Source organism: Demequina sediminis (assembly GCF_030296675.1).
In the GTDB taxonomy this organism is placed as follows: Bacteria; Actinomycetota; Actinomycetes; order Actinomycetales; family Demequinaceae; genus Demequina; species Demequina sediminis.
In genome coordinates, this window is sequence record NZ_AP027736.1 from 1,029,940 (window position 1) to 1,051,378 (window position 21,439).

A 21,439-nucleotide genomic window follows, 5' to 3' on the forward strand; every position below is an offset into this window, starting at 1 on the left:
AGTGCCGGGGGGCGTGGCTGGCTGCTCGCTCAAGGTGACCTCCGGGTGGGTGCGCCGATGCGCTTCACGCTAGTCCCGGCAGGAACGTCTCGCCTGGTGAGGAGGTCCCAAGGGTCGGGGACGATGCGCGGGTTGACTACACTCGAGGTGGCACCCGATGCCCCATGGTCCTCCTCGACGCCGAGGGGGGCCATTGCCTCATCCCCCGTCAGGAGAGCCCCCATGACCGCCCTGAGCGAGACCCTCATCCCCATCTTCGACGACGTCGTCAAGCGCAACCCTGGCGAGGACGAGTTCCACCAGGCCGTGCGCGAGGTGCTCGAGAGCCTGGGTCCCGTGGTGGCCAAGCACCCCGACTACGCGGACGCGGGTGTCATCGCGCGGCTGTGCGAGCCGGAGCGCCAGGTGATCTTCCGCGTGCCGTGGATGGACGACTCCGGCCGCGCCCAGTTCAACAGGGGCTTCAGGGTGCAGTTCAACTCGTCCCTGGGCCCATACAAAGGCGGCATTCGCTTCCACCCCTCGGTCTATTTGGGCATCGTGAAGTTCCTGGGCTTCGAGCAGATCTTCAAGAACTCCCTCACCGGACTGCCGATCGGTGGCGGCAAGGGCGGGTCCGACTTCGACCCGAAGGGCAAGAGCGATGCCGAGATCATGCGCTTCTGCCAGTCCTTCATGACCGAGCTGTCACGCCACGTGGGCGAGTACACCGACGTTCCCGCGGGAGACATCGGGGTGGGCGGACGCGAGATCGGCTACATGTTCGGCCAGTACAAGCGGATCACCAACCGTTACGAGTCGGGCGTGTTCACCGGCAAGGGACTCGCGTGGGGCGGCTCGCAGGTGCGCACCGAGGCCACCGGCTACGGCACGGTTTTCTTCGTGAACGAGATGCTGCGCACGCGGGGCGACTCTCTCGACGGCAAGCGCGTGGTCGTGTCGGGCTCCGGCAACGTGGCGATCTACGCGATGGAGAAGGTGCATCAGCTGGGCGGCACCGTGGTCGCGTGCTCGGACTCGGACGGATACGTGGTCGATGAGGCCGGCATCGACCTCGACCTGGTGAAGGAGATCAAGCAGGGCCGTCGCGGCAGGCTCAGTGAGTACGCCGAGTCCCGGGGCGCGAACCACCGCACGGGCGGTTCGATTTGGGACGTGCCGTGCGACATCGCGCTGCCGTGCGCCACGCAGAACGAGCTCAATGCGCGCGATGCGGCCACCCTCGCGGGCCACGGATGCGCGATCGTGGCCGAGGGCGCGAACATGCCCTCCACCCCCGAGGCGGTGCGTGTGTTCCGGGAGTCGGGCATCCGATTCGCTCCGGGCAAGGCCGCGAATGCGGGGGCGTCGCCACCAGCGCGCTCGAGATGCAGCAGAACGCGTCACGCGACTCGTGGAGCTTCGAGCACACCGAGCGTCGCCTGCAGGACATCATGAGCGGCATTCACGACCGCTGCCTTACGACCGCCGACGAGTACGGGATGCCAGGCGACTACGTCGCGGGGGCCAACATCGCCGGCTTCACCAAGGTGGCTGACGCCATGCTCGCGCTGGGGCTCGTGTAGAGGCGTGAGGGGCGTGCGGAGCAGCCGCCGCACGCTCCGCCCGCTCCGCACGCTCCGCCCGCTCCGCACGTGCCCCCTATGGGACACCTATGGTCGGTTTGAGGAGTTCTCGGCGCGCTATGGGACACCCATGGTCGCGCGACCCACCCAGCCGCTCTAGGTCCTGCCTTCCCGGCGAAGCGACCCTCAGCGTCCCATGGCAGGCACACACCGACGTAAACCGACCATGGGTGTCCCATAGCGCGCAAGGTTGGTCAAGGCGAGCGCAAGGGTGGTCAAGGCGAGCGCGCGGGTGGGTAAGGGGGCGCGCGGGCGCGCGGGCGCGCGCGGCAAGCGTGAGCCGAGCAGGCAGTGCGAACGTGCCGCGGCTTAGCGCAGCACCGCCCCGCACTTCTCCCCCGCCGCCGCGATGATCGCGCGCCGCACCTCGAGGACCTCCTCCGCGGTGAGCGTGTGGTCGAACGCGCGCATGCGGACGTTGATCGCGAGCGACTTCTTGCCCTCGCCCACCTGCGGACCCGAGTAGACATCGAACACGCGTGCGTCCTCGACCACGCCCTCACCCGCCGCAAGCACCGCCTCGACCAGGGCCCCGGCGGGCACCGCGGCGTCGACCACGAACGCGAAGTCCTCCTTCGCGAGCACTTGCTGCGACACGGGGGACGCCGTCACCAACACGCCCTCGGACACCGCGATCATCGGGTCGAGCAACAGCTCGAACGCCACGGTCCTGGCCGGCAGGCCCAGGTTCTCGCACACCTTGGGGTGCAGCTCGCCTGCCCCGCCCACGATCTGCCCCTCGAGGCGGTAGATCGCCACGCGGCCGGGGTGGAACGGAGAGGTCGAGAAGCGCTCGCCCGCGTCGGGAGAGACCTCAAGCACCACGCCGCATGCACGCTCGACGCGCTCGACCATCGCCAGGGCGTCGGTCCAGTCCCACGCCGTCGCGTGCCCGTTCCAACCTGCGGCGACCCTGTTGCCCGTCATGATGCCTGCGACGCGTCGCACCTGGCCGGGGATGGCCTTGTTGAGCGCCTCGACATCGTCCGGCGTGATCGATCCACCCGAGTAGGTGGCGGGCACCGCGCCCACGAGGCGACCCAGATACGCGCGCCCCGTCTCGTAGACGGCCACGTCCTGGGCACCGCGGCCCAGGTTGACGCGCACCGCGTCGACCAGGGTCTGCAGCAACGCGGTGCGCAGCAGCGGCTGCTCGGCGCTGAGGGGGTTGGCCAGGCGGATGACGTCGCGGCGCTGGTCGTAGGCGGGCAGCAGGACCTCGTCGAGACGCGCCTCCGAGATGAAGGGGTACGTGAGCACCTGCGTGAGGCCCGCCTCGGCGAGCGACCGCGCGACGGACTTCCGCGCGATCTGCGAGTGGGTGTAGCCGCGGCCAGGAGGGGCGACGGGCAGCACCGAGGGCAGCGCCTCGAGGCCCTGCAGGCGCGCGACCTCCTCGACCAGGTTGATGGGAGCCACCAGGTCGGCACGCCACGTGGGACGGGTCACCACGAGCACCTCGCCGTCGCGCTCGACCTCACACCCGACCTGCTCGAGGGCGTCGATGACCTGCTCGGCGGTGTACGGCACGCCCACGATTCGCGCGGGGAAGTCCACATCCATCTCGATGGGCTCGATCGCAGCGACGTTGTTCACATCCGTGTAGACGTCCTCGATCACGCCGCCGCCGTGCTCGACCAACAGTCGCGCGGCGCGCTCGACGGCGACCGGAGGCAGCGAGGTGTCGACCGCACGCTCGAAGCGCCGTGACGCCTCGGACCCGAGCCGGTGCCTGCGCGCCGTCCGCGCGATCGAGATCGGGTCGAAGTGCGCGCCCTCGAGGAGCACCTCGGTCGTGGCGTCGGAGACCTCAGTGAGGGCACCGCCCATGACACCCGCGATGCCGATTGCGCGCTCGCCGCGTCCGCCCTGCGAGTCCGCGATCACCAGGTCCTCGCCGTGAAGCACGCGAGTGACGTCGTCCAGCGTGACGATGCTCTCGGCCGGTCGCGCGCGACGCACGACGATCGGCTCGCTCACGCGTGCGAGGTCGTACGCGTGCAGCGGCTGACCCAGCTCGAGCATGACGTAGTTGGTGACGTCGACCGCAAGCGAAATCGAGCGCATGCCCGCCGCCTCGAGGCGCGCCTTCATCCAGGCCGGCGACGCGGCCGTGGGGTCGAATCCGCGCACGATGCGCGCGACGAACCGGTCGCACCCCACCGTGCCGCGCACGGGGGCCTGGTCCTCGATCTCGACGCCGAAGCCCGCGCCGGGAGCGCCCGACACGTCGATCGCCGCGGGGTCGCGGAAGGTCTGTCCCGTCGCGTGGGCATATTCGCGCGCGACGCCACGGATCGCGAAGCTGTAGCCGCGATCCGGGGTGACGTTGATCTCAATCGTCGACTCGTCGAGCCCCAGCAGCGCGATCGCGTCCTGTCCGGGCGAGAGGTCGGCCGCGGCGAAGCCCATCTCGGTCAGCACGATGATGCCGGTGTGGTCCTCGCCCAGGCCCAGCTCGCGCGCCGAGCAGATCATGCCGTCCGACCAGTGGCCATACGTCTTGCGCCCCGAGATCGGGAACGGCCCGGGCAGCTCGGCGCCCGGCAGCACCACCACGACGTAGTCGCCCTCGACGAAGTTATGCGCGCCGCAGACGATGCCGCGCGAGGGCGGGAAGGTCTCCTGGTGGTCGGGCTTGTGGCCACGCACCAGGCCATCCGGACCCGCGGGGTCGTTGAACTCCCCCACGTCGACGCGGCAGTAGTTGATGGTCTTGCCGTTCGACTGCGCCTCCTTGACGAGCGACAGGACGCGACCGACGACCAGCGGCCCCTTGACCGGAGGACCGTAGAGCCCCTCCTCCTCGAGGCCCACGCGCGCGAGCGCCGCCGCGACGTCCTCGGGGGACGAGCCGGGCACCAGGTCGACCGACTCCGCGAGCCAGCTAAGCGGAATCTTGGGCATCAGATCTCCATCCCGAACTGCTGTGAGAAGCGCACGTCGCCCTCGACCATGTCGCGCATGTCGGTGACACCGTGGCGGAACATCAGGGTGCGCTCGATCCCCATGCCGAACGCGAAGGCCGTGTAGCGCGTCGGGTCGATGCCCGCGGCCACGAGCACGTTCGGGTGCGTCATGCCGCACCCGCCCCACTCGATCCAGCCCGTGCCACGGCACGTCCGGCACGCGGCGTCCTCGCCGCCGCACACGAAGCAGCGCAGGTCCATCTCGGCGGAGGGCTCCGTGAACGGGAAGAAGGACGGGCGCAGGCGCGTCACGGCCTCGGGCCCGAACATCGCCTTGGCGAAGTGGTCGAGCGTGCCCTTGAGGTGCGCCATCGTCAGGCCCTTGTCGATCGCGAGGCCCTCGATCTGGTGGAACACCGGAGTGTGGGTCGCGTCGAGCTCGTCGGTGCGGAAGGTCTTGCCCGGACACACGACGTAGATGCCGCGGCCCTCGTTCTCGAGTGCCTCGCGACGCTCGAGCGCGGCGCGCACCTGCACGGGCGAGGTGTGGGTCCGCATCAGCAGTCCCGAGCTCGGCGGGTCGATGAAGAACGTGTCCTGCATCTCGCGCGCCGGATGATCGGGGTCGAAGTTGAGGGCGTCGAAGTTGAACCACTCCGCCTCCATCTCGGGGCCCTCGGCGACCTCCCAGCCCATGCCGACGAACACGTCGCACATGCGCTCCTGCATGGTCTCCAAGGGGTGGCGTGCGCCGGGCGCCTGACGCGAGACGGGCAGCGTGACGTCGACGGCCTCCTCGACCAGCACGCGTGCGTCGCGTTCGGCCTCGAGCTCCGCCGTCCGCGCCTCGAGCGCAGCGCCGATGCGTCCGCGCGCCGCGCCCATCGCCTTGCCCGCCGCGGCCTTGTCGGCGGGGGCCAGATCCTTGATACCGCGGTTGGCGAGCGTGAGAGCCGCCTTGTCGCCCGTGTGAGCCAGGCGCGCGTCCTTGAGCTCGTCGAGCGTCGTGGCCGCGGCGAACGCGGCGAGCGCTGACTCGACGGCGGACTCGACGCCCGCGGCGTCGAGCGGGGAAAGATCAGTCATGAGTGGCCCTTCGCAGCCTCGGAAACCTCCGGAAGTCTACCGGTCGCGCGGGGGGCGTCCTGAAGGAGTGAGGGGGACGATGCAGGCGCGGCGGTCGCTGTCAGGCCCGGCGGTTCTCCCCGGGCCTAGATAAAGAAGCGCACGGCGGCGCGGCCTGGACGGCGGCGCGGGCTCGTGGACATGCCCCTCACCGTAGCAGGCGCCTCAGCCGTGGGCGCCCTCGTATGCCGCACCCTTCTCGGTGCGTCGCCCGGACACCATGGCGTGGTCGGCGGCACGCACGAGGTTCGACAGCCGGTACTCACCTCGCGACGTGTCGACCCACCCCGCGCTCACGCCCACGTCGAAGCGTTCCCCCACCGCCTCCTCGAGCAGGTCCTGCGCGCACGTGCGCATGCGCTCGACGTGCCTCTCGGCATCGTCGTGCGAGGCCATCCACAAGACCGCGGCAAACTCGTCTCCGCCCAGGCGCGCGACCACGTCGCGCGGACCGGACGCCTCGACGAGGCCGTCGGCAACGGCGCGCAAGGCGGCATCGCCGATCTCGTGACCGGCGCCGTCGTTGACTGACTTGAAATTGTCCAGGTCGAAGACGGCCACCACCACGCGCGCCGACCTTCGCCTGGCCGCCTGCAGCACGTCGTGGCCGCGCACCTCGAAGTGGTGACGGTTCGACAGGCCCGTGAGGGCATCGGTGCGTGCCCGGGCCGAGAGCTCGCCCGCCGGGAGCCGCAGCACCCACAGGATGAGGCCCAGCACAACCGCGAGCGTGAGGACAAAGATGACGAAGGTGAGCATGGTCCGCTCGAGCGTCGCGATCGTGGGGAGGACGGCGTCGCCCTCGACCTGCACCGCGAGCGTCCAGGGCAGCGACGCGTCGACGGGGCGTTCGTAGTAGACCGAGGTCCCGTGGGGGATCACCGCCCCCGAGCCTGTCGCAACCCGCGTCCCTGCGGGAGGCTCGACTGCGGAGTCGCCCGCGAGGAGCACGCCGTCACCCGTGACCGCCGCCGTCCCGAACCTCACCCCTGAGGACGCGGCGAGCGCGTCCTCGATCACTCTGGAGTCGGTCACCGCCACGACCGCGCCGACGACCTCGCCGGTGCGGTTGCGCGCGGCGAGTGCCGCGTGGAGGAGCGTGCGGCCGTCGTCGGCCACGACGGGCGCCGTCCACACCACCCCGGGCTCGGCGCGCGTGAGCGCGATCCACTGCTCGGGCGCGAGGGCCTGGCGCTGCGTCACGGCGATGTCTCCGCCGGCCTCACGCCGCACCTCCTGGACGGTGCCGTCCCGACCCCACACCTGAATCGCGTCGATCGAGGGATGCGAGGCCAAGGGCGGCCCGGCAAGAGCGAGCACGCGATCGGCGTGTGCGGCGAGCGACGCATCGGCCCCGAGGGATCCCGCGATTGTCCGCAGCGTCGCCTCGGCGGGGCGGGTGGCGCCGGCGACGAGCACCGCGGTGGCGTCGCCGACCACGGTCGCGCCCTCGACGGCGGCCGTCCGTGCATCGGCGACCACCGCGCCGCGGAGCACGAACGACGCGGCGCTGATCGCGACGAGTGCCACCAGCACCGCGCCGAAGACCCACGGCAGAGGATCTGCCGGGCTACGGACCGCGAGGCGGCGGGACACGCTAGAAGGGTGACCCGAAGAGCACCGTCAGGACCGCCGCCATGACCGCGGTGTTGACGAGCGGAAGGCCGATTCTCAGGGCTCGCGGGATCTGAGGATTCTTGACGACCATGACGTTAGTGAGAAACATCAGCACCGCGAGAATCGCGCCGACCCCGAGATACCACCAGAGGACCAGCGCCAGCGGGGCGAACATCGCCGCCCTCTCGGGCGCCTGCACGTGGGCGCCCATCTTGAGGATCGGCTTGCCATCGAGGTACAGGGTCTGGAAACCGGGGATCACGCCGCCCGACGTCAGCCGCGAGGTCGATCCGTTGCGCATCGGGATCGCCCAGCCACCCCTACCGCGCTTGATGACCGCGCCGTCGATCCTCACCTTGTACAGCAGCCCCAGGACGCCGTCGACCTCGACCTTTCCCCGTGAACCCGGGATGTCGAGCCGTCGCGTGTTGTCCATGAAGCCTCCTCAGCAGGCGTCGTCAAGCGACGTCGTCAGTTGCCGGGGAGGATATCAGCAGGCTCGAGGTCCTGGGGGGCGCAGTCGGGCCCGTACGTGCGGCCCTTCTCGACACGCTTGCCCGCCATGAGCGCGGTGTCGGCGTCCGAGACCATCGCCTTGAGGTCGTATCCCGAGTCGGCGCTCGTGGTGAAGCCCGCGGTCACGCCCGCGAGCACGCCGCCGCGGTGCGCGCCAGCCACCGCACGGGCGGCATCGTCGCGCAGACGGCGCGCCACCTCGGCCGCCGAGGCCCGCGAGTCGAGACGCATCACGACCACGAACTCGTCCCCGCCGAGCCGCGCCGCGACATCGCGCACGCGAACCGAGTCGAGCAACACACGGCCGACAGCCTTGATGACGGCGTCGCCCGCCTCGTGGCCGAACGAGTCGTTCACGGACTTGAGGTTATCGAGGTCGAGTGCCAGTACGAGCACATCGGCGCCATCCTCCGCGCTCGTCGCGACCAGCGCGCGTCCCCGGCGCTGCAACTCGTAGCGGTTCGCGAGGCCCGTCAGGGCGTCGGTGCTCGCACGGTCGCGCATCACCCGCACGGGTCGCCACAGGCGCACGAGCAGCATCACCGAGGCGACCAGGACGAGGACCGACAGCGCGGTCATCACGTAGGTCCCGATCTGCGTGCGATAGAGCCCCGGGGTGAGGTCCTTCGCGCGCGCCTCGAGGTGGAGCTCCCAGTCCACTCCCGTGGCGGAGTCGAGCTGGCGCACGAGCCTGACGTGGTCGCCCTCGAGGACCGGCGCGCCGGGCGGCGGAGCGATCGAGGGCAGGCCGATCGCGCCGCCCTCGGGAACCTCGGTGGAGCCGCCGACGGCGTCGCGGAGCACATCGCGCCGGCCCGAAGGCGCCGCCACCACGCGTCCATCCGACGTCAGGATGAAGGCGCGCGCCTCGTCTCCAATCGGAATGTTGTCCAACAACAGCGCGAGACGGTCGATGTCGAGCTCGGCGCCCAGGACGGCCTCGATCTTGCCGTCAATGGCGATCGCCTCGACCGGCGACACGGCGACGTCACCGGTCCTCGCGGAGATGTAGGGCTCGGTCCACGCGACCGTCACGGACGTCATCGCCCGCTCGAACCAGGGGCGCTCGAGCAGGTCGTACTCCGAGGCCTCGGTGAGGGAGGACCGCACGTCAAGCGACGCGGTGAGCTGAGTGCGCGTGATGAGGGTGGGTGCGCCATCGATGCCCAGCACGATGTCGAGCCGCAGGAAGCCGGTGCGCTGCTCGACCAGCATGGTCATGGCGCCGTCGAGATGGCCCACGAAGAGCGCGGACACGCTGTTCTCGCGGCTCACGCGATCCGCGAGCATCCGCGTCAGCGCATCGGTGTTGGGCATGACGCCATCGCGCTCGATCTCTTGCACGACTCCCGTGACCGTGTCGGCCGCGTTGTCCACGAAGTTGCCCACGCGCTCGTTCATGAGTTCGCCGATGTACGAGTAGGTGTCCTCGGCCGCGTCACGGTTGCCGCGGTCGGCCACGATCGCCCCGATGACGGAGACGATGATCTGCGCCGCGAGGATCGTCACCACGGAGAGCGCTACAAGGCGCATGCCGCGCGAACGCGACAAGTGCAGCCTCAGGCGACGAATCTTCATGTCCACCATTGTCCAGGGACATTCGGTGGTTCTCGAATCCCCGGTGGGTGGGGTTCGTCACACCCGCGAAGCCTCGTTGCGAGCCACGCCCGGTGGGGCGTCGCGCCTAGGCGCGCTGCGCCGCGGCGGACGCGTAGAGGCACACGGCGGCAGCGGTGCCCAGGTTGAGGCTCTCGGCGCTGCCGTAGATGGGAATGCGCACCACAGCATCGGCGAGCGAGAGCTCCTCGGGTGTGAGGCCCCAGGCCTCGTTGCCGAACACCCACGCCGTGGGCCCCGCCAGGGAGGCCGGATCGGCGGCGCCGTCCTCGCCCAGGACGTCGTCACCCGAGCCGTCGGCGGCAAGCACCGTGAGGCCAGCGCGCTGCAGCGCGGTCACCGCGTCCGCGAGCGGCGCCCGCGCGACGGGAACGTGGAAGAGGCTGCCCGCGCTCGCGCGGACGACCTTGGGATTCGTGGGATCGACCGAGTCTCCCGCCAACACCACGGCGTCCGCACCCGCGGCATCCGCGACGCGAATCGCGGTGCCGGCGTTGCCCGGATCACGCACGTTGGACAGCACCGCGACCAGGCGGGGGCCCGCCGCAAGGACGTCGTCCAGCGAGGTGCCCGTCGAGTCGACGACGGCGACCACACCCTGGGCGTCGCCACTCATCGCCGCGAGCACCTCGACGGTGCCGAGGTGCACGTACAGTCCGGCGGCCAGCGCCTCGCTCACGATGTCACCGTGGCGGGCGGCCGCCTCGTCGCTCAGGTAGACGTCGCGCACGCGGGGCGCGGCATGGCGCACCGCCTCACGAACGGACTGGGGGCCCTCCACCAGGAGGACGCCCGCACGCGAACGCGCGGAACGCCCCGCCAGGGCCGCGACTCTCTTGACCCGTTCCGCCTTCGCATTCGCGAGCGTCACGGTGAGGTCTGCAGGCCCGACGGGGCGTTCCGACATGGGGCGTGTCCTTACGCGGCGGGCGCGTTGACGTCGGCCGGGAGGGCCTTCTTGGCCGCCTCGACCAGGGTCGCGAACGCGGCCTCGTCGTTCACCGCGAGCTCGGCGAGCATGCGGCGGTCCACCTCGATGCCAGCGGCCTTGAGGCCCTGGATGAAGCGGTTGTAGGTGAGGCCGTGCGCACGAGACGCAGCGTTGATGCGCTGGATCCAGAGCTTGCGGAAGTCACCCTTGCGCTTGCGGCGGTCGTTGTAGCTGTAGACGAGCGAGTGAGTGACCTGCTCCTTCGCCTTCCGGTACAGGCGCGAACGCTGGCCGCGGTAGCCCGCGGCGCGCTCGAGGGTAGTCCGGCGCTTCTTCTGGGCGTTGACCGCCCGCTTGACGCGTGCCATTTCTAGGTCTCCTTAAGACGTGGGGGCGGGCTTACTTGCCCAGCAGCTTCTTGATCTTCTTCGAGTCGGCGTCCGACAGGATCGCGTCGACGGCAACGCGACGCTTGCGCGACGAGTGCTTCTCCTCGAACTTGTGCACGTTCATCGCGTGAGCGTGCTTCACCTTGCCGGTACCCGTGAGCTTGAAGCGCTTCTTGGCACCCGAGTGGGTCTTGTTCTTGGGCATTGCTGCCTCTCCTTACGTGGTCTGGCCGTACCCGGTGGGGCACGGCACGTGTCACGGGCGACTGGCGCCCGAAGCCTGGGGTCCTACTCGGCTGCCTGCTCGGTGTCCGTCTCGACCTCGGCCTCGGGGGCCTCGGACTCGTCGGCACGCTTGGGCGCCTTGCGCTCGTCGCGCGACGCGGCCGCAGCCGCCTTGCGCTCCTCACGCACCTTGCGCTGCTCCTCCATGGCCTCCGCCTTCTTCTTCAGCGGGCCAAGGACGAGCGACATGTTGCGCCCCTCCTGGTTCGGAGCGTTCTCGACGACGCCAAACTCCTCGACCTCCGCGGCCAGCTTCATCAGCAGGCGACGGCCCATCTCGGGGCGCGACTGCTCGCGGCCACGGAACATGATCGTGATCTTGACCTTGTCGCCGCCCTTAAGGAAGCGCACCACGTGACCCTTCTTGGTCTCGTAGTCGTGCTCGTCGATCTTGAGACGGAAACGCATCTCCTTGATCTCGGTGTTGGCCTGATTGCGCCGGGACTCACGCGCCTTGACGGCCGCCTCGTACTTGAACTTTCCGTAGTCCATGAGCTTGACCACGGGAGGGCGCGAATCCGGCGCCACCTCGACCAGGTCGAGCTCGGCGTCCTGCGCCAGACGGAGGGCATCCTCGATACGGACGATGCCAACCTGCTCGCCCTTCGGCCCGACAAGGCGGACCTCGGGAACACGGATGCGCTCGTTGATGCGCGGCTCGTTGATAGCGGCTCCTTCTGTTGCGTGATGCGACCGCCGCACAAGCACCACCCCAGAAACGAGGAAAGGCCCCTGCCCGAATGCGAGCAGAGGCCACCGAGGCACCGGCGCCCGGCCGCACGAGTGCGACGAACGCCGAAACCGAGACCCTGGTCCTTGGCGGTCCGAGGGTGGGAGGTGGACTCCACTTGCGCGTTGCGGCACGTGCCACAACCGGTCGATGCACCAGAATAGCAAGCATGAGCGCGAATGACCAGGAAGCACGTCCCGAGTCCCCCGGCGAGTTCCCCACGCCCCCTCCCCGAGGAGACGATGCGGGGGCCGCCCGCGACCTTGCCGACGTCAGTGCGGTGGAACTTATCACGACGGTGAGCGTTCATCTTCTGAGTGCCGCCGCGCTGCGGTGCGGCCTGGCAGAGGAGGGTGACGAGTACACCGACCTCGACGAGGCGCGCACGATCATCACCGCTCTCGCGGGGCTGGTCACGGCCGCCGCGCCCGACCTTGGCGACACTCATGCCCGCGCCCTGAGGGACGGGCTGCGGAGCGTACAGTTGGCATTCCGGGAGGCCTCGGCCGTCCCGGATCGGCCCGGAGACGGGCCCGGCGAGAAGTTCACGGGGGCGGTCACGTAGTGGCATCTGGGGAGGACAAGGACGCGCGCGGCGCCACTCACGGCGACCTCGCCACCGACGCGAGCGCGCGCGACGCCGTGCCGCGCAGTCGGTCACTCTTCCCCCCGTCTCGACCCCCGCATCGTCCCCTCGCGAGGACGCCCGTGCCGCGGATCCCACGCACCGCGACATCACCGACACCGACGAGTTCGAGGCGGTCTCTGACGCCGCCGTTCCGGTCGACGAGGCTCACCGCTATGGCGAGGACGACGACGCCGACCCCGTGGTCGACGTCGCGGACCCCGACGACGTCGAGCCCGAAGCGGTCCACCATCGACCGCGCTCCGCGGGGCTCATCGTCACCGTCGCGATCATGACGGCGCTGCTGATTGCGGCCGCGGCGTTCGTCGCCTACCTGTGGCGCGTGTCCGAGGCGTGGGAGCTGCGCGTCGCCGAGCTCACGCAGATCGGATACGACCTGGGCGAGCAGCTCGCGGGGAGCGCGCCGCGCTCGCCGAGGCGAATCAGCAGATCGATCTCCTCGACGACCAGCTCACGGCCTCCAAGGACACCGTCCTGAGGCTGCAGGCGCAGAACGCGCAATGGGGCGACGACGCCGCGTACGCGCAGGAGCAGATCCTCGCACTCGAGGAGCTCACGGTCGAGGCGTCGTCGGTGGCGAACTCCCTCAGTCGGTGCATCGAGGGTCACGAGCAGCTCGTCACCTACCTGCAGACGCCCGACGACTACGAGCCCGAGGAGCTTGAGAGCTTCCGTGCGAGCGTCGACGAGCTCTGCACCGCCGCGACGGACGCTCACCTCGACTTCCAGCAGTCGGTGGCCCCGTGAGGCGCACGCGTCAAGCGACCGTTGCCGCGGCCGTCGCCGCGGCTCTCGCGCTCGCCGGGTGCGCGTACGTTCCCGCCGAGCCCGGCGAGCTGCCCTCCGACTTCGTCCCGTCCCCGACCGCCTCCCCTGGGGACGGACCGGGCGCGCTCTCCCCCGACGGCTTCACCGCGGCGCAGCGCATGACGGTGCGCGTGCGCAACGTGGGGTGCGGCTTCATCTCCACCGGCACGGGATTCGCGCTCGACGCCCACACGCTCGTGACCAACCGCCACGTGGTCACCAACTCGAAGCTCATCACCGTGACCACGTACGACGGACGCACCATCACGGCAACCGCGGCGGCCGCGACCACGGTCGCCGACATCGCGATCATCACGACCGAGGAGTCGCTGGGCAACGCCTTCGCGCGACGGGCCCAGGAGGACCCCGCCGAGGGCGACGTCATCACGGTGGTCGGCTACCCGAACGGCGGGCGCCTCACCACGACGACCGGAGTGGTCCTGGGTCCGACCACGGATCCGCTCGGCGGCGCGGTCGGCACGGTCTTCGCCACCAGCGCGAGCGTCGAGCAGGGCTCCTCCGGATCGCCCGTCCTGGACGAGTCCGGCGACGTGGTGGGCGTGATCTACGCGAAGAACTTCTCGAATCAGAGCTTCATCGTGCCCGTGTCGACCCTCAACACCCTGCTGGAGGAGAACGCCTTGCTCGTGCCCGAGACCCCCTGCTCGAACACGCCCATGGGCCTCACGTGAGCGACCCGGTCGCCCCCTGGGCGCCCGAGCCGGTTCCCGCCGAACCACCGCTCCCGTCCGCGGTCGCCCCTTCCCGGGCGCGCTCGCGCCGCGGCCTCACGGTCGCCCTGGTCCTTAGCCTGGTCGGCGTCGTCGGTCTCGCGGTCGCGCTGACGATGCTCGCGCTCGCGCGGTCCTCGTGGGAGGCGCAGAATGCGCAGCTGCGCGAGCGCGTCGAGGCCCTGACCGACGAGGCGAGCGTGCTGAACGCCCGGGTCGCCGAGCTCGAGGAGGCAAGCGCTCAACTCGCGACCCTCAAGGAGGAGTACTCGGCGGCGGTCAACCAGGGAGCCCAGGGCACCGAGTCCGTCGTCGAGCTCGAGTCGATCGTCGACGGGTACCAGGAGTGCGTCACCGCGCAGACCGAGCACTTCGAGGTGCTGCGCTACGCGGACCGCTACGTCGCGTCGAGCATCGTCGAGTCGGAGGCCTCGATCCTCGACTTCTGCACCGAGGTCTCCGCCGCCTACGTGGAGTTCCGGGCCCGCAATGACTGAGCGACGCACCGCGGCGACCCTCGCGCTGGCGTGTGCGGCCGCCGTGACGGTGCTGGCCGCGTGCGTGCCTCTGTCGCCCCCGCCGTACGCGACGCCCTCGCCGGTGCGGGCCACCCCCATGGCCGATGCGGGCAACGGCTTCTCTCACGCCGAGCGTCTCTCGCTGCGGGTCTGGGCGACGACGTGCACGTCGTATCGCAACGGCAGCGCGTGGATGCTCGACGAGACGCACGCGGTCACCAATCGGCACGTGGTCGAGGGAGCCTCGGTGATCGAGCTGACCGACTACAGGGGCACCGAGTATCACGGGACCACCGCGGCGTACTCGGACGAGGACGACCTCGCGATCGTCACGATCGACGGCGCGTTCCCCGAGGCGGCAACGATCGCGGAGGAGGCGCCCGAGATCGGTGAGGCGTTGACGGTCACGGGCTACGCGCTCGGGGGCCCTCTCGAGGCGCTCACCGGGCCGTATGTCGCGCTGCGGGAGAACGACCTCGATCCCGAGGGAGCGCACGTGTACTACATCGAGGTCGAGGCACGCGAGGGCAACTCGGGGTCGCCGGTCACCACCACCGACGGCGAGGTCGTCGGCGTGGTCTTCTCCTCCGACGGCGAGGAGTTCGCCGGCGCCGTCACTCTCGAGCGGTTGCGCGCCTTCCTCGACGCCGACGACGACCGTGTCCCGGTCGACGGGACCTGCTGACGGCGCCTACGCCTGGGCGAGCCTCAGCTCGACGCTGTCGATACGCTGCGCGACCACGCTCGACTGCGCGAGCTGGTGTTGGACGCGCTCGACCACGGCGTCGAGCTCGGGTCGCGTGAGCCCCTCGACCAGCCGCAACACGATCGCGACCTCGGCTCCCCTGCCCGGCACGGCATCGACCGCGCGGAGCGACTCGTCTACCTCGACGGCCTCGGTGATCGCCTCCCTGATGTCAAGCGCCACGGCACCATCGACGATCGCCGGACGCCACGGCTCGCCCTGACCCAGGGCCCAGACCGCCGGTCGCGGGATGAGGACCGTCTCCATGCCGGGGTTGAGCACGAGCGCGCTCCACCCCTCGGCGACGGCGGCGAGAGCGGCGCGCGGCCCCTCCGCGGGAATGGGACGGGCGTGCTCGCTCCATGCCTTCATCGCGTCGACGTCGGTGAAGACGGGCAGCGCGGTGCGCCCGTCGGGCATCTCGACCGCGACGACTCCCGTCGACGCGACCTCGTCCTGCTCGAGGCCGTGACGGCCCACATGACGCTGCTCGCCCGAGGCCACCACGGGAATCAGCACGCGCGCATACGCGAGCGCATCGACCACGTCCGCGAGCGACGTATGCCCGTGCGAGAACTTGATGAGCGCCTGCGCGAGGCGCGCGTCGGCGCTGCCGTCATCGTCGGAGAAGATCGACTCGGGGATCTCCTTGAGGGGCTCGTCCTCGCTCATGACACCAGAGTAGGCCCGCCCTCCGACGGTTCAGGTCCCGGCGAGCCGGTCAAGCTCCGCGATCACGCCGTCGGGCGTCGCGAGCAGCCCGTCCTCGCCCTCGACGCGGGCCCACCGACACCCGTACGCGTCGATGACGATGCGCGTGAGCTCCTCACCCGTGGCGAGGGTGAGCACGTACTCGGGACCCAGCTCCATGGTGCACGGCGACATGAGATCGGCCGGAGCGAGCGCGTCAACCAGGACACGCACCGCCTCGAGGTCCTCGATGGGCGCCGGTCCGTCCGCGAGCGTCCACTCCTCGCCCAGCGTGTACACGCACAGCCAGGCGGCGTCGAACTCGCGGATCTCGGGGGCGCGCGCGGCCGCGGTCGCGTCGCCGCGCGCCGGAGCGAGCGTCTCCGCGCAGGCCGGGGCCGCCACCCGCGCGGTCGGATCCGCGCCACCCGCATCGTCCGCGGGAGCGCACGCCGACATCAACGCGACCACCGCCGCCATCCTCACCGCAGCGCGCATCGTTCCTCCCTCACTGCCAGAGTAGACGCGCGCCGCCACGCGGGGTGGTCCTACGGACGTCCCGCGACGTCGAGCGCCTGCGGAAGCGTGAAGTTGCCGTTGTAGAGGGCCTTGCCCACGATCGCGCCCTCGATGCCGGCGGGCGTGAGCGTGCGCAGCGCGGCGATGTCCTCGAGAGAGCTGATGCCGCCCGACGCCACCACCGGCGCGGACGTGGCCTCGCAGACCTGGCGCAGCAGGTCGAGGTTGGGACCGGAGAGCATGCCGTCCTTCTTCACGTCGGTCACGACGTAGCGCGCACAGCCCGCCGCGTCGAGGCGAGCGAGCACCTCCCACAGGTCCCCGCCGTCCTGGGTCCAGCCGCGTGCCGCCAGGGTCGTGCCGCGCACGTCGAGTCCCACCGCGATGCGGTCGCCGTGACGGTCGATCGCCGATGCCGTCCACTCGGGGTTCTCCAGCGCGGCCGTGCCCAGGTTGACCCGCGCGCAGCCGGTCGCGAGCGCGCGCTCGAGCGACTCGTCGTCGCGGATCCCTCCGCTCATCTCGACCTTGACGTCCACCGCCTTGACCACGGCGGCGAGCAGGTCGGCGTTCGAGCGACGACCGAAGGCCGCGTCGAGGTCCACCAGGTGGATCCACTCCGCGCCGCCCGTGACCCAGTCGAGCGCGGCGGCCAGCGGGTCGCCGTAGCCGGTCTCCGACCCTGCCTCACCCTGCGTGAGACGCACGGCCTGGCCGTCGGCGACGTCGACGGCGGGCAGGAGCTCGAGGCGGGGGTCTGGGTCATCGGGGATCCTCTCGATTGGGACGGAGACGGCGGCGCCAAGTCTCCCACAGGCCCGGCGGCGCCCTCTACAGCGAGAGCACCCAGTTGCGCAGGAGCGCGAGCCCGGCTTCGCCCGACTTCTCGGGGTGGAACTGCGTCGCGCTCAGCGGCCCGTTCTCGACGGCGGCCACGAAGCGGTCCTCGCCCTCGCCGGTCCCCGCGGTCGACCACGTGACGCGCGGCGCGGTGAGGCGCCCGGTGTCCTCGGTGGTGCCGAGCGGGAACTCGCGCGCGCCGTACGAGTGGACAAAGTAGAAGCGCTCGTCCTCGACGCCGGCGAACAGCGTCGAGCCGGATGCCGCCTCGACGTGCGCCCACCCCATGTTGGGCACCACCGGCGTCTGCAGGAGCTCCACCGTGCCGGGCCACTGGTCGAGGCCCTCGGACTCGACGCCGTGCTCGACGCCGCGCTCGAACATCACCTGCATGCCTACGCAGATCCCCAGCACGGGACGGCCGCCGGCGAGGCGGCGGCCCACGATCTGGTCGCCGCGCACCGCGCGCAGTCCCTCCATCACCGCGGCGAACGCACCCACGCCGGGCACGACCAGGCCGTCGGCGCTCTCCGCCGCGGCGCGATCCGCGGTGAGGGTGACGTCGGCACCGACGTGCTCGAGGGCACGGACCGCCGAGCGCACGTTGCCGAACCCGTAGTCGAGGACGGTGACGGTAGGGGTGCTCACGCCTGGTTCCTCCTCAGCGCCTTGGCCTCCTTGAGGAGCTCGCGGTAGGCCGCGAACCTGCTCATCTTCGTCGAGTGCACCTTGTCGGCGTGCGTCGAGGCCACGTCGTCGATGCTCTGCGCGCCCGTGAGCAGCGTCGTCACGACGCCGGGAGCGTCCGCGAGCGCGAGGCCGGCGGGCAGGTCACGCACCGCGACGCCGCCCTTCCACACCTCGACCTTGGCCTGTCCGTCCCTGGTCACGGCGAGCAGGAACTCGGCCTGCTTGACGAATCCCGACACCGTGCGCGTCGCGGAGTTCACCGCCGCCGGGCTCGCGTCCTCGAACACCGCGAGGGGTCCGCCGCTGGTCTCGAGCACGCGCCCACGCACCTTGTTGAGCGCCAAGAGCGCGGTGAGGAAGCGCGCGCTGGGGATGGGCGTGAGGAGCAGCGCGACGTCAGGTGAGGACGATGCCGGGGTGCCTTCCGTCACAGGGCGCCCTTGGTCGAGGGGATGCCCTGGACGCGGTCGTCGGTGGCGACGGCGGCGCGCAGCGCACGCGCGAGTGCCTTGAACTGCGCCTCCACGATGTGGTGAGGGTCGCGACCCGCGAGCACCCGCATGTGGACGCAGATGCCGGCGTGGTGCGCGATCGACTCGAGCGCGTGGCCGGTGAGCGAGCCGGCGAAGTTGCCGCCGATCAGGTGAGTGGCCTGGCCGATCGGCTCGCCGGTGTGGACAAAGTAGGGGCGTCCGGAGACGTCCACCACGCACTGCGCGAGGGCCTCGTCGAGAGGCACGAGCGCGTCGCCGAACCGCGAGATGCCCGCCTTGTCACCCAACGCCTGGCGCAGCGCCTCGCCGATGCAGATCGCGACGTCCTCCACGGTGTGGTGCGAGTCGATGTGGATGTCACCCGTCGCGCGGACGGTGAGGTCCATGAGCGAGTGCTTGCCCAGCGCCGTGAGCATGTGGTCGTAGAACGGCACTCCCGTGCTGATCTCCGTGCGTCCCGATCCATCCAGATCGAGCTCGACAAGCACCGACGACTCACTCGTGGTGCGCTCGATACGTCCCGTGCGGCTCATGCCGTGACCTCCAGCAGCGCGCTGCGGAACAGCGCCATCTCCTGCGGCGTGCCGATCGACACGCGCAGCCAACCCTCGGGCCCCGTCACGCGGATCAGCACACCGCGCGCGAGCAGGCCCTGGAATACCCTCTCACGATCCTCGAACGGGCCGAACAGCGCGAAGTTCGCGTCGGTGTCGGCCACCGTGTATCCCTGGTCGCGCAGCCAGGCGACGGTATCGTCGCGCTCGGCGCGGATCTCGTCGACCTGCGCCTGCAGGTCGCGGTGGTGCGCGAGAGCCGCCCTGGCGGTCGCCTGCGTGACGGCGCTCAGGTGGTACGGCAGGCGCACGACGCGCAGCGCATCGATGACCTCCTCGTGCGCGGCGAGGTAGCCCAGCCGGCCCCCGCGAGCGCGAAGGCCTTCGACATCGTGCGGCTGACGGCGAGGTGAGGGTGCGCGGGGATGAGAGAGGCGGCGCTCGGCACGCCGCGCCGGCGGAACTCCGCGTACGCCTCGTCGATCACGACAAGGCACCCGCCGGGCACGTCGGCGGCCGCCGCGAGGAGCGCCTCGACGTGCACGAGCGGCAGCGCCGTGCCGGTGGGGTTGTTGGGGCTGGCGACAATCACCATGACGGGAGCCACGTCGCGGATGGCGGCCGTCGCGGCGTCGATGTCGAGCGTGAAGTCGGCGCGGCGCGGGAGCGTCACGAAGTCGGTGAGCGTGTCCCTCGCGTACTCGGGGTACATCGAATACGTGGGGGCGAAGCTCAGCACCTTGCGCCCTGGCCCACCGAAGGCCTGGTGGAGGTGAAGCATGACCTCGTTCGAGCCGTTCGCGGCCCAGATGTTGCGCGGCTCGAGGAAGTCGACATGACTCTCGGCGGCCAGGTAGGCCGCGAGGTCCCCGCGCAGCAGCAGGAAGTCGCGGTCGGGATAGCGGTTGAGACCCTCGGCCGCCTTGCGCACGGCCGCGGCGATGGCGTCCACCACGGCGTCCGGCGGCGCATAGGGGTTCTCGTTGACGTTGAGGCGCGCGGTCACGTCCAGTTGGGGCGCACCATACGGCTCGAGCCCGGCCAGTTCGGGGCGGATCGGCAGAGTCATGGGGAGATTCTAGTGAGACGCGCCGGAGCGTCCGCGACGCTACACCTGTCCCGAGAAGGTCAGCGCGAGCAGCGCGATGTTGAGCGCCACGATCAGTGCGACCACGGTCCATGCCACGACCTGCGTGGGGCGCGAGTTGACGTGCTCCCCCATCACCGTGCGGTCCGAGGTCAGCCGCACGAGCGGGATCACCGCGAACGGGATGCCGATGCTCAGCACGACCTGCGAGATCACCAGCGCCCACGTCGGGTTTGCGCCCGCACCGAGGATGACGAGCGCGGGGATGAGCGTGATCGACCGGCGGATCCACACCGGAATGCGCCGATGCAGCAGACCTCCCATGATGGCGGCGCCCGCGTAGCAGCCCACCGAGGTCGAGGCGAGTCCCGAGGCGAGCAGGCCCACCGCGAAGGCGGCGGCGATCACGGGTCCGAGCGCCGACTCGATCGCGCCGTGCGCCCCCTCGATCGAGTCCGTGCCTCCCACTCCCCTGAGGCTTCCGGCGGCGAGCAGCAGCATCGCGATGTTGACCGACCCCGCGATGACGAGCGAGAGCGCGACGTCCCACTTCGTGACGTGGAGCAAGTGGCGCAGGCGCGGCGCGTCGTGACCCGCGCCGTGACGGTCGCGCGACAGCGAGCTGTGCAGATAGATCACGTGCGGCATGACGGTCGCGCCCAGCATCGACGCCGCGAGCAGGACAGTTCCGGGGCCGTCGAATCGCGGCACGAGGCCGCCCGCGGCCTCGCCCCACTGCGTGTCGGAGACCACCAACCCGGCCACGAACCCGATCGCGATGACGGCGAGCAGGCCCATGATGACGAACTCGAACGGCCGCTGACCGCGCCGCGACTGCACCGCGAGCAGCCCGAGCGAGACGAGTCCCACGATGAGGCCGCCGAGCACGAGCGGGACGTCGAACAGCAGGTAGAGCGCGAGCGCGCCGCCGATCACCTCGGCGAGATCGGTCATGGCCGCGACCACCTCGGCCTGTCCCCAGTACGCCAGGCGCCCCCGCGTGCGCAGCCGGCCGCGCAGCAGCTCGGGCATGCTCTGGCCGGTCACCAGCCCCAGCTTCGCGGACGTGTACTGAATGAGCACGGCCATGAGGTTCGACACCACGAGGACCCAGACCAGGAGATAGCCGTGCTCGGCCCCGGCCGTCAGGTTCGCGGCGACGTTGCCGGGGTCGACGTACGCGACGGCCGCCACGAACGCCGGTCCGAGCAGGGTGACGATGCGCCGGAAGGGTCCGCGGGCGCGCTCGGCCCGTTCGCGGTCGACCTCCACCAACGCGTTTGCCATCGCTCGTCCCCTTCCACGGCGCGGCGAGGGCGCCGCGCCGACAGAAAGTTAGGGTAGCCGAACTTTTCCGTCGACGGCGCCTCGTGC

At 70.6% G+C, this 21,439-nt stretch carries 22 protein-coding genes and 2 pseudogenes; 6 read left to right on the plus strand and 18 right to left on the minus strand.

All coding sequences use genetic code 11. The features are described 5' to 3' along the window. Positions 1 to 222: 222 nt before the first annotated feature. A pseudogene (gene gdhA, locus QUE44_RS05285) lies at positions 223 to 1,565 on the plus strand (NADP-specific glutamate dehydrogenase). 369 nt (positions 1,566 to 1,934) lie between these two features. On the opposite strand, the gene pheT reads toward gdhA, so the two are convergent. The 9 genes from pheT to infC all read right to left on the minus strand — a co-directional run bounded on the left by pheT (position 1,935) and on the right by infC (position 11,716). Next, complete coding sequence (pheT, locus tag QUE44_RS05290; RefSeq protein WP_286216276.1) at positions 1,935 to 4,532, minus strand: phenylalanine--tRNA ligase subunit beta; 2,598 nt, start codon at positions 4,530 to 4,532, stop codon at positions 1,935 to 1,937. Further along, positions 4,532 to 5,620, minus strand: a complete 1,089-nt coding sequence (gene pheS, locus QUE44_RS05295; RefSeq protein ID WP_286216278.1) for a phenylalanine--tRNA ligase subunit alpha — start codon at positions 5,618 to 5,620, stop codon at positions 4,532 to 4,534. Before pheS ends, pheT begins: the two co-directional genes overlap by 1 nt. A 204-nt stretch (positions 5,621 to 5,824) precedes the next feature. After that, positions 5,825 to 7,255: a GGDEF domain-containing protein gene (locus tag QUE44_RS05300; protein WP_286216280.1), complete on the minus strand. Its 1,431-nt coding sequence runs from the start codon at positions 7,253 to 7,255 to the stop codon at positions 5,825 to 5,827. Between the two features lies 1 nt (position 7,256). Continuing rightward, positions 7,257 to 7,712 (minus strand): hypothetical protein, encoded by a 456-nt coding sequence (locus QUE44_RS05305; RefSeq protein ID WP_286216283.1) that lies wholly within the window; start codon positions 7,710 to 7,712, stop codon positions 7,257 to 7,259. A 35-nt stretch (positions 7,713 to 7,747) separates the two neighbouring features. After that, positions 7,748 to 9,370 carry a GGDEF domain-containing protein gene (locus QUE44_RS05310; protein WP_286216285.1) on the minus strand — a complete coding sequence of 541 codons (1,623 nt, stop codon included), beginning with the start codon at positions 9,368 to 9,370 and terminating at the stop codon, positions 7,748 to 7,750. A gap of 106 nt (positions 9,371 to 9,476) precedes the next feature. Further along, positions 9,477 to 10,316: a TrmH family RNA methyltransferase gene (locus QUE44_RS05315; RefSeq protein ID WP_286216286.1), complete on the minus strand. Its 840-nt coding sequence runs from the start codon at positions 10,314 to 10,316 to the stop codon at positions 9,477 to 9,479. Positions 10,317 to 10,327: 11 nt separating this feature from the next. Next, positions 10,328 to 10,708: a 50S ribosomal protein L20 gene (gene rplT / locus QUE44_RS05320; protein ID WP_286216287.1), complete on the minus strand. Its 381-nt coding sequence runs from the start codon at positions 10,706 to 10,708 to the stop codon at positions 10,328 to 10,330. Between the two features lie 31 nt (positions 10,709 to 10,739). Then, positions 10,740 to 10,934 carry a 50S ribosomal protein L35 gene (gene rpmI, locus QUE44_RS05325; RefSeq protein ID WP_062384610.1) on the minus strand — a complete coding sequence of 65 codons (195 nt, stop codon included), beginning with the start codon at positions 10,932 to 10,934 and terminating at the stop codon, positions 10,740 to 10,742. An 83-nt stretch (positions 10,935 to 11,017) separates the two neighbouring features. After that, positions 11,018 to 11,716, minus strand: a complete 699-nt coding sequence (gene infC / locus QUE44_RS05330) for a translation initiation factor IF-3 (RefSeq protein ID WP_286216289.1) — start codon at positions 11,714 to 11,716, stop codon at positions 11,018 to 11,020. 197 nt (positions 11,717 to 11,913) lie between these two features. On the opposite strand from infC, the gene QUE44_RS05335 reads away from it, so the two are divergent. After that, the gene (locus tag QUE44_RS05335; protein WP_286216290.1) at positions 11,914 to 12,309 is read left to right on the plus strand and encodes a DUF1844 domain-containing protein; all 396 of its coding nucleotides are present in this window, start codon (positions 11,914 to 11,916) and stop codon (positions 12,307 to 12,309) included. Between the two features lie 37 nt (positions 12,310 to 12,346). Here the strand turns inward: QUE44_RS05335 and QUE44_RS05340 are convergent, their stop codons facing one another. Continuing rightward, the gene (locus tag QUE44_RS05340) at positions 12,347 to 12,622 is read right to left on the minus strand and encodes a hypothetical protein (protein WP_286216291.1); all 276 of its coding nucleotides are present in this window, start codon (positions 12,620 to 12,622) and stop codon (positions 12,347 to 12,349) included. A gap of 101 nt (positions 12,623 to 12,723) precedes the next feature. On the opposite strand from QUE44_RS05340, the gene QUE44_RS05345 reads away from it, so the two are divergent. From QUE44_RS05345 to QUE44_RS05360, 4 genes are read left to right on the plus strand one after another with little or no spacing between them, the layout of a single operon-like run. Next, positions 12,724 to 13,137: a hypothetical protein gene (locus QUE44_RS05345; RefSeq protein ID WP_286216292.1), complete on the plus strand. Its 414-nt coding sequence runs from the start codon at positions 12,724 to 12,726 to the stop codon at positions 13,135 to 13,137. Next, positions 13,134 to 13,889, plus strand: a complete 756-nt coding sequence (locus tag QUE44_RS05350; protein ID WP_286216295.1) for a S1 family peptidase — start codon at positions 13,134 to 13,136, stop codon at positions 13,887 to 13,889. The genes QUE44_RS05345 and QUE44_RS05350 overlap by 4 nt, the downstream gene beginning before the upstream one ends. Beyond that, positions 13,886 to 14,425, plus strand: a complete 540-nt coding sequence (locus tag QUE44_RS05355; protein ID WP_286216297.1) for a hypothetical protein — start codon at positions 13,886 to 13,888, stop codon at positions 14,423 to 14,425. Before QUE44_RS05350 ends, QUE44_RS05355 begins: the two co-directional genes overlap by 4 nt. Next, the gene (locus QUE44_RS05360) at positions 14,418 to 15,131 is read left to right on the plus strand and encodes a trypsin-like peptidase domain-containing protein (protein ID WP_286216298.1); all 714 of its coding nucleotides are present in this window, start codon (positions 14,418 to 14,420) and stop codon (positions 15,129 to 15,131) included. Before QUE44_RS05355 ends, QUE44_RS05360 begins: the two co-directional genes overlap by 8 nt. Positions 15,132 to 15,137: 6 nt before the next feature. Here the strand turns inward: QUE44_RS05360 and QUE44_RS05365 are convergent, their stop codons facing one another. The 8 genes and pseudogenes from QUE44_RS05365 to QUE44_RS05400 all read right to left on the minus strand — a co-directional run bounded on the left by QUE44_RS05365 (position 15,138) and on the right by QUE44_RS05400 (position 21,352). Further along, positions 15,138 to 15,863, minus strand: a complete 726-nt coding sequence (locus tag QUE44_RS05365) for an SseB family protein (protein WP_286216299.1) — start codon at positions 15,861 to 15,863, stop codon at positions 15,138 to 15,140. A gap of 30 nt (positions 15,864 to 15,893) precedes the next feature. After that, positions 15,894 to 16,379 (minus strand): hypothetical protein, encoded by a 486-nt coding sequence (locus QUE44_RS05370; protein WP_286216300.1) that lies wholly within the window; start codon positions 16,377 to 16,379, stop codon positions 15,894 to 15,896. Between the two features lie 50 nt (positions 16,380 to 16,429). Then, positions 16,430 to 17,173, minus strand: a complete 744-nt coding sequence (gene priA / locus QUE44_RS05375) for a bifunctional 1-(5-phosphoribosyl)-5-((5-phosphoribosylamino)methylideneamino)imidazole-4-carboxamide isomerase/phosphoribosylanthranilate isomerase PriA (RefSeq protein WP_286216684.1) — start codon at positions 17,171 to 17,173, stop codon at positions 16,430 to 16,432. 58 nt (positions 17,174 to 17,231) lie between these two features. After that, on the minus strand, positions 17,232 to 17,888 hold the full coding sequence (hisH, locus tag QUE44_RS05380) for an imidazole glycerol phosphate synthase subunit HisH (protein ID WP_286216301.1): 657 nt from the start codon (positions 17,886 to 17,888) through the stop codon (positions 17,232 to 17,234). Further along, positions 17,885 to 18,361 carry a hypothetical protein gene (locus QUE44_RS05385; protein ID WP_286216302.1) on the minus strand — a complete coding sequence of 159 codons (477 nt, stop codon included), beginning with the start codon at positions 18,359 to 18,361 and terminating at the stop codon, positions 17,885 to 17,887. Before QUE44_RS05385 ends, hisH begins: the two co-directional genes overlap by 4 nt. Then, positions 18,358 to 18,957, minus strand: coding sequence for an imidazoleglycerol-phosphate dehydratase HisB (hisB, locus tag QUE44_RS05390; RefSeq protein ID WP_286216303.1), 600 nt, complete (start codon positions 18,955 to 18,957; stop codon positions 18,358 to 18,360). The genes QUE44_RS05385 and hisB overlap by 4 nt, the downstream gene beginning before the upstream one ends. After that, positions 18,954 to 20,047, minus strand: a pseudogene (locus QUE44_RS05395) (histidinol-phosphate transaminase). The gene hisB and the pseudogene QUE44_RS05395 overlap by 4 nt, the downstream one beginning before the upstream one ends. Before the next feature lie 39 nt (positions 20,048 to 20,086). Next, entirely contained in the window at positions 20,087 to 21,352 is a 1,266-nt protein-coding gene (locus tag QUE44_RS05400; RefSeq protein WP_286216304.1) for an Nramp family divalent metal transporter, read from the minus strand. Positions 21,353 to 21,439 lie beyond the last annotated feature (87 nt).

Excerpts from the sequence above, each read along its gene's own strand:
- QUE44_RS05400 (WP_286216304.1), bottom strand. The coding sequence starts at position 21,352 with ATGGCAAACGCGTTGGTGGAGGTCGACCGCGAACGGGCCGAGCGCGCC.
- QUE44_RS05315 (WP_286216286.1), bottom strand. The coding sequence starts at position 10,316 with ATGTCGGAACGCCCCGTCGGGCCTGCAGACCTCACCGTGACGCTCGCG.
- pheS (WP_286216278.1), bottom strand. The coding sequence starts at position 5,620 with ATGACTGATCTTTCCCCGCTCGACGCCGCGGGCGTCGAGTCCGCCGTC.
- rplT (WP_286216287.1), bottom strand. The coding sequence starts at position 10,708 with ATGGCACGCGTCAAGCGGGCGGTCAACGCCCAGAAGAAGCGCCGGACT.
- hisB (WP_286216303.1), bottom strand. The coding sequence starts at position 18,957 with ATGAGCCGCACGGGACGTATCGAGCGCACCACGAGTGAGTCGTCGGTG.
- QUE44_RS05340 (WP_286216291.1), bottom strand. The coding sequence starts at position 12,622 with ATGGTGGACCGCTTCGGGCTCGACGTCGTCGGGGTCCGCGACGTCGAC.
- QUE44_RS05335 (WP_286216290.1), top strand. The coding sequence starts at position 11,914 with ATGAGCGCGAATGACCAGGAAGCACGTCCCGAGTCCCCCGGCGAGTTC.
- QUE44_RS05305 (WP_286216283.1), bottom strand. The coding sequence starts at position 7,712 with ATGGACAACACGCGACGGCTCGACATCCCGGGTTCACGGGGAAAGGTC.
- QUE44_RS05370 (WP_286216300.1), bottom strand. The coding sequence starts at position 16,379 with ATGCGCGCTGCGGTGAGGATGGCGGCGGTGGTCGCGTTGATGTCGGCG.
- QUE44_RS05310 (WP_286216285.1), bottom strand. The coding sequence starts at position 9,370 with ATGAAGATTCGTCGCCTGAGGCTGCACTTGTCGCGTTCGCGCGGCATG.
- QUE44_RS05365 (WP_286216299.1), bottom strand. The coding sequence starts at position 15,863 with ATGAGCGAGGACGAGCCCCTCAAGGAGATCCCCGAGTCGATCTTCTCC.
- rpmI (WP_062384610.1), bottom strand. The coding sequence starts at position 10,934 with ATGCCCAAGAACAAGACCCACTCGGGTGCCAAGAAGCGCTTCAAGCTC.
- pheT (WP_286216276.1), bottom strand. The coding sequence starts at position 4,532 with ATGCCCAAGATTCCGCTTAGCTGGCTCGCGGAGTCGGTCGACCTGGTG.
- QUE44_RS05360 (WP_286216298.1), top strand. The coding sequence starts at position 14,418 with ATGACTGAGCGACGCACCGCGGCGACCCTCGCGCTGGCGTGTGCGGCC.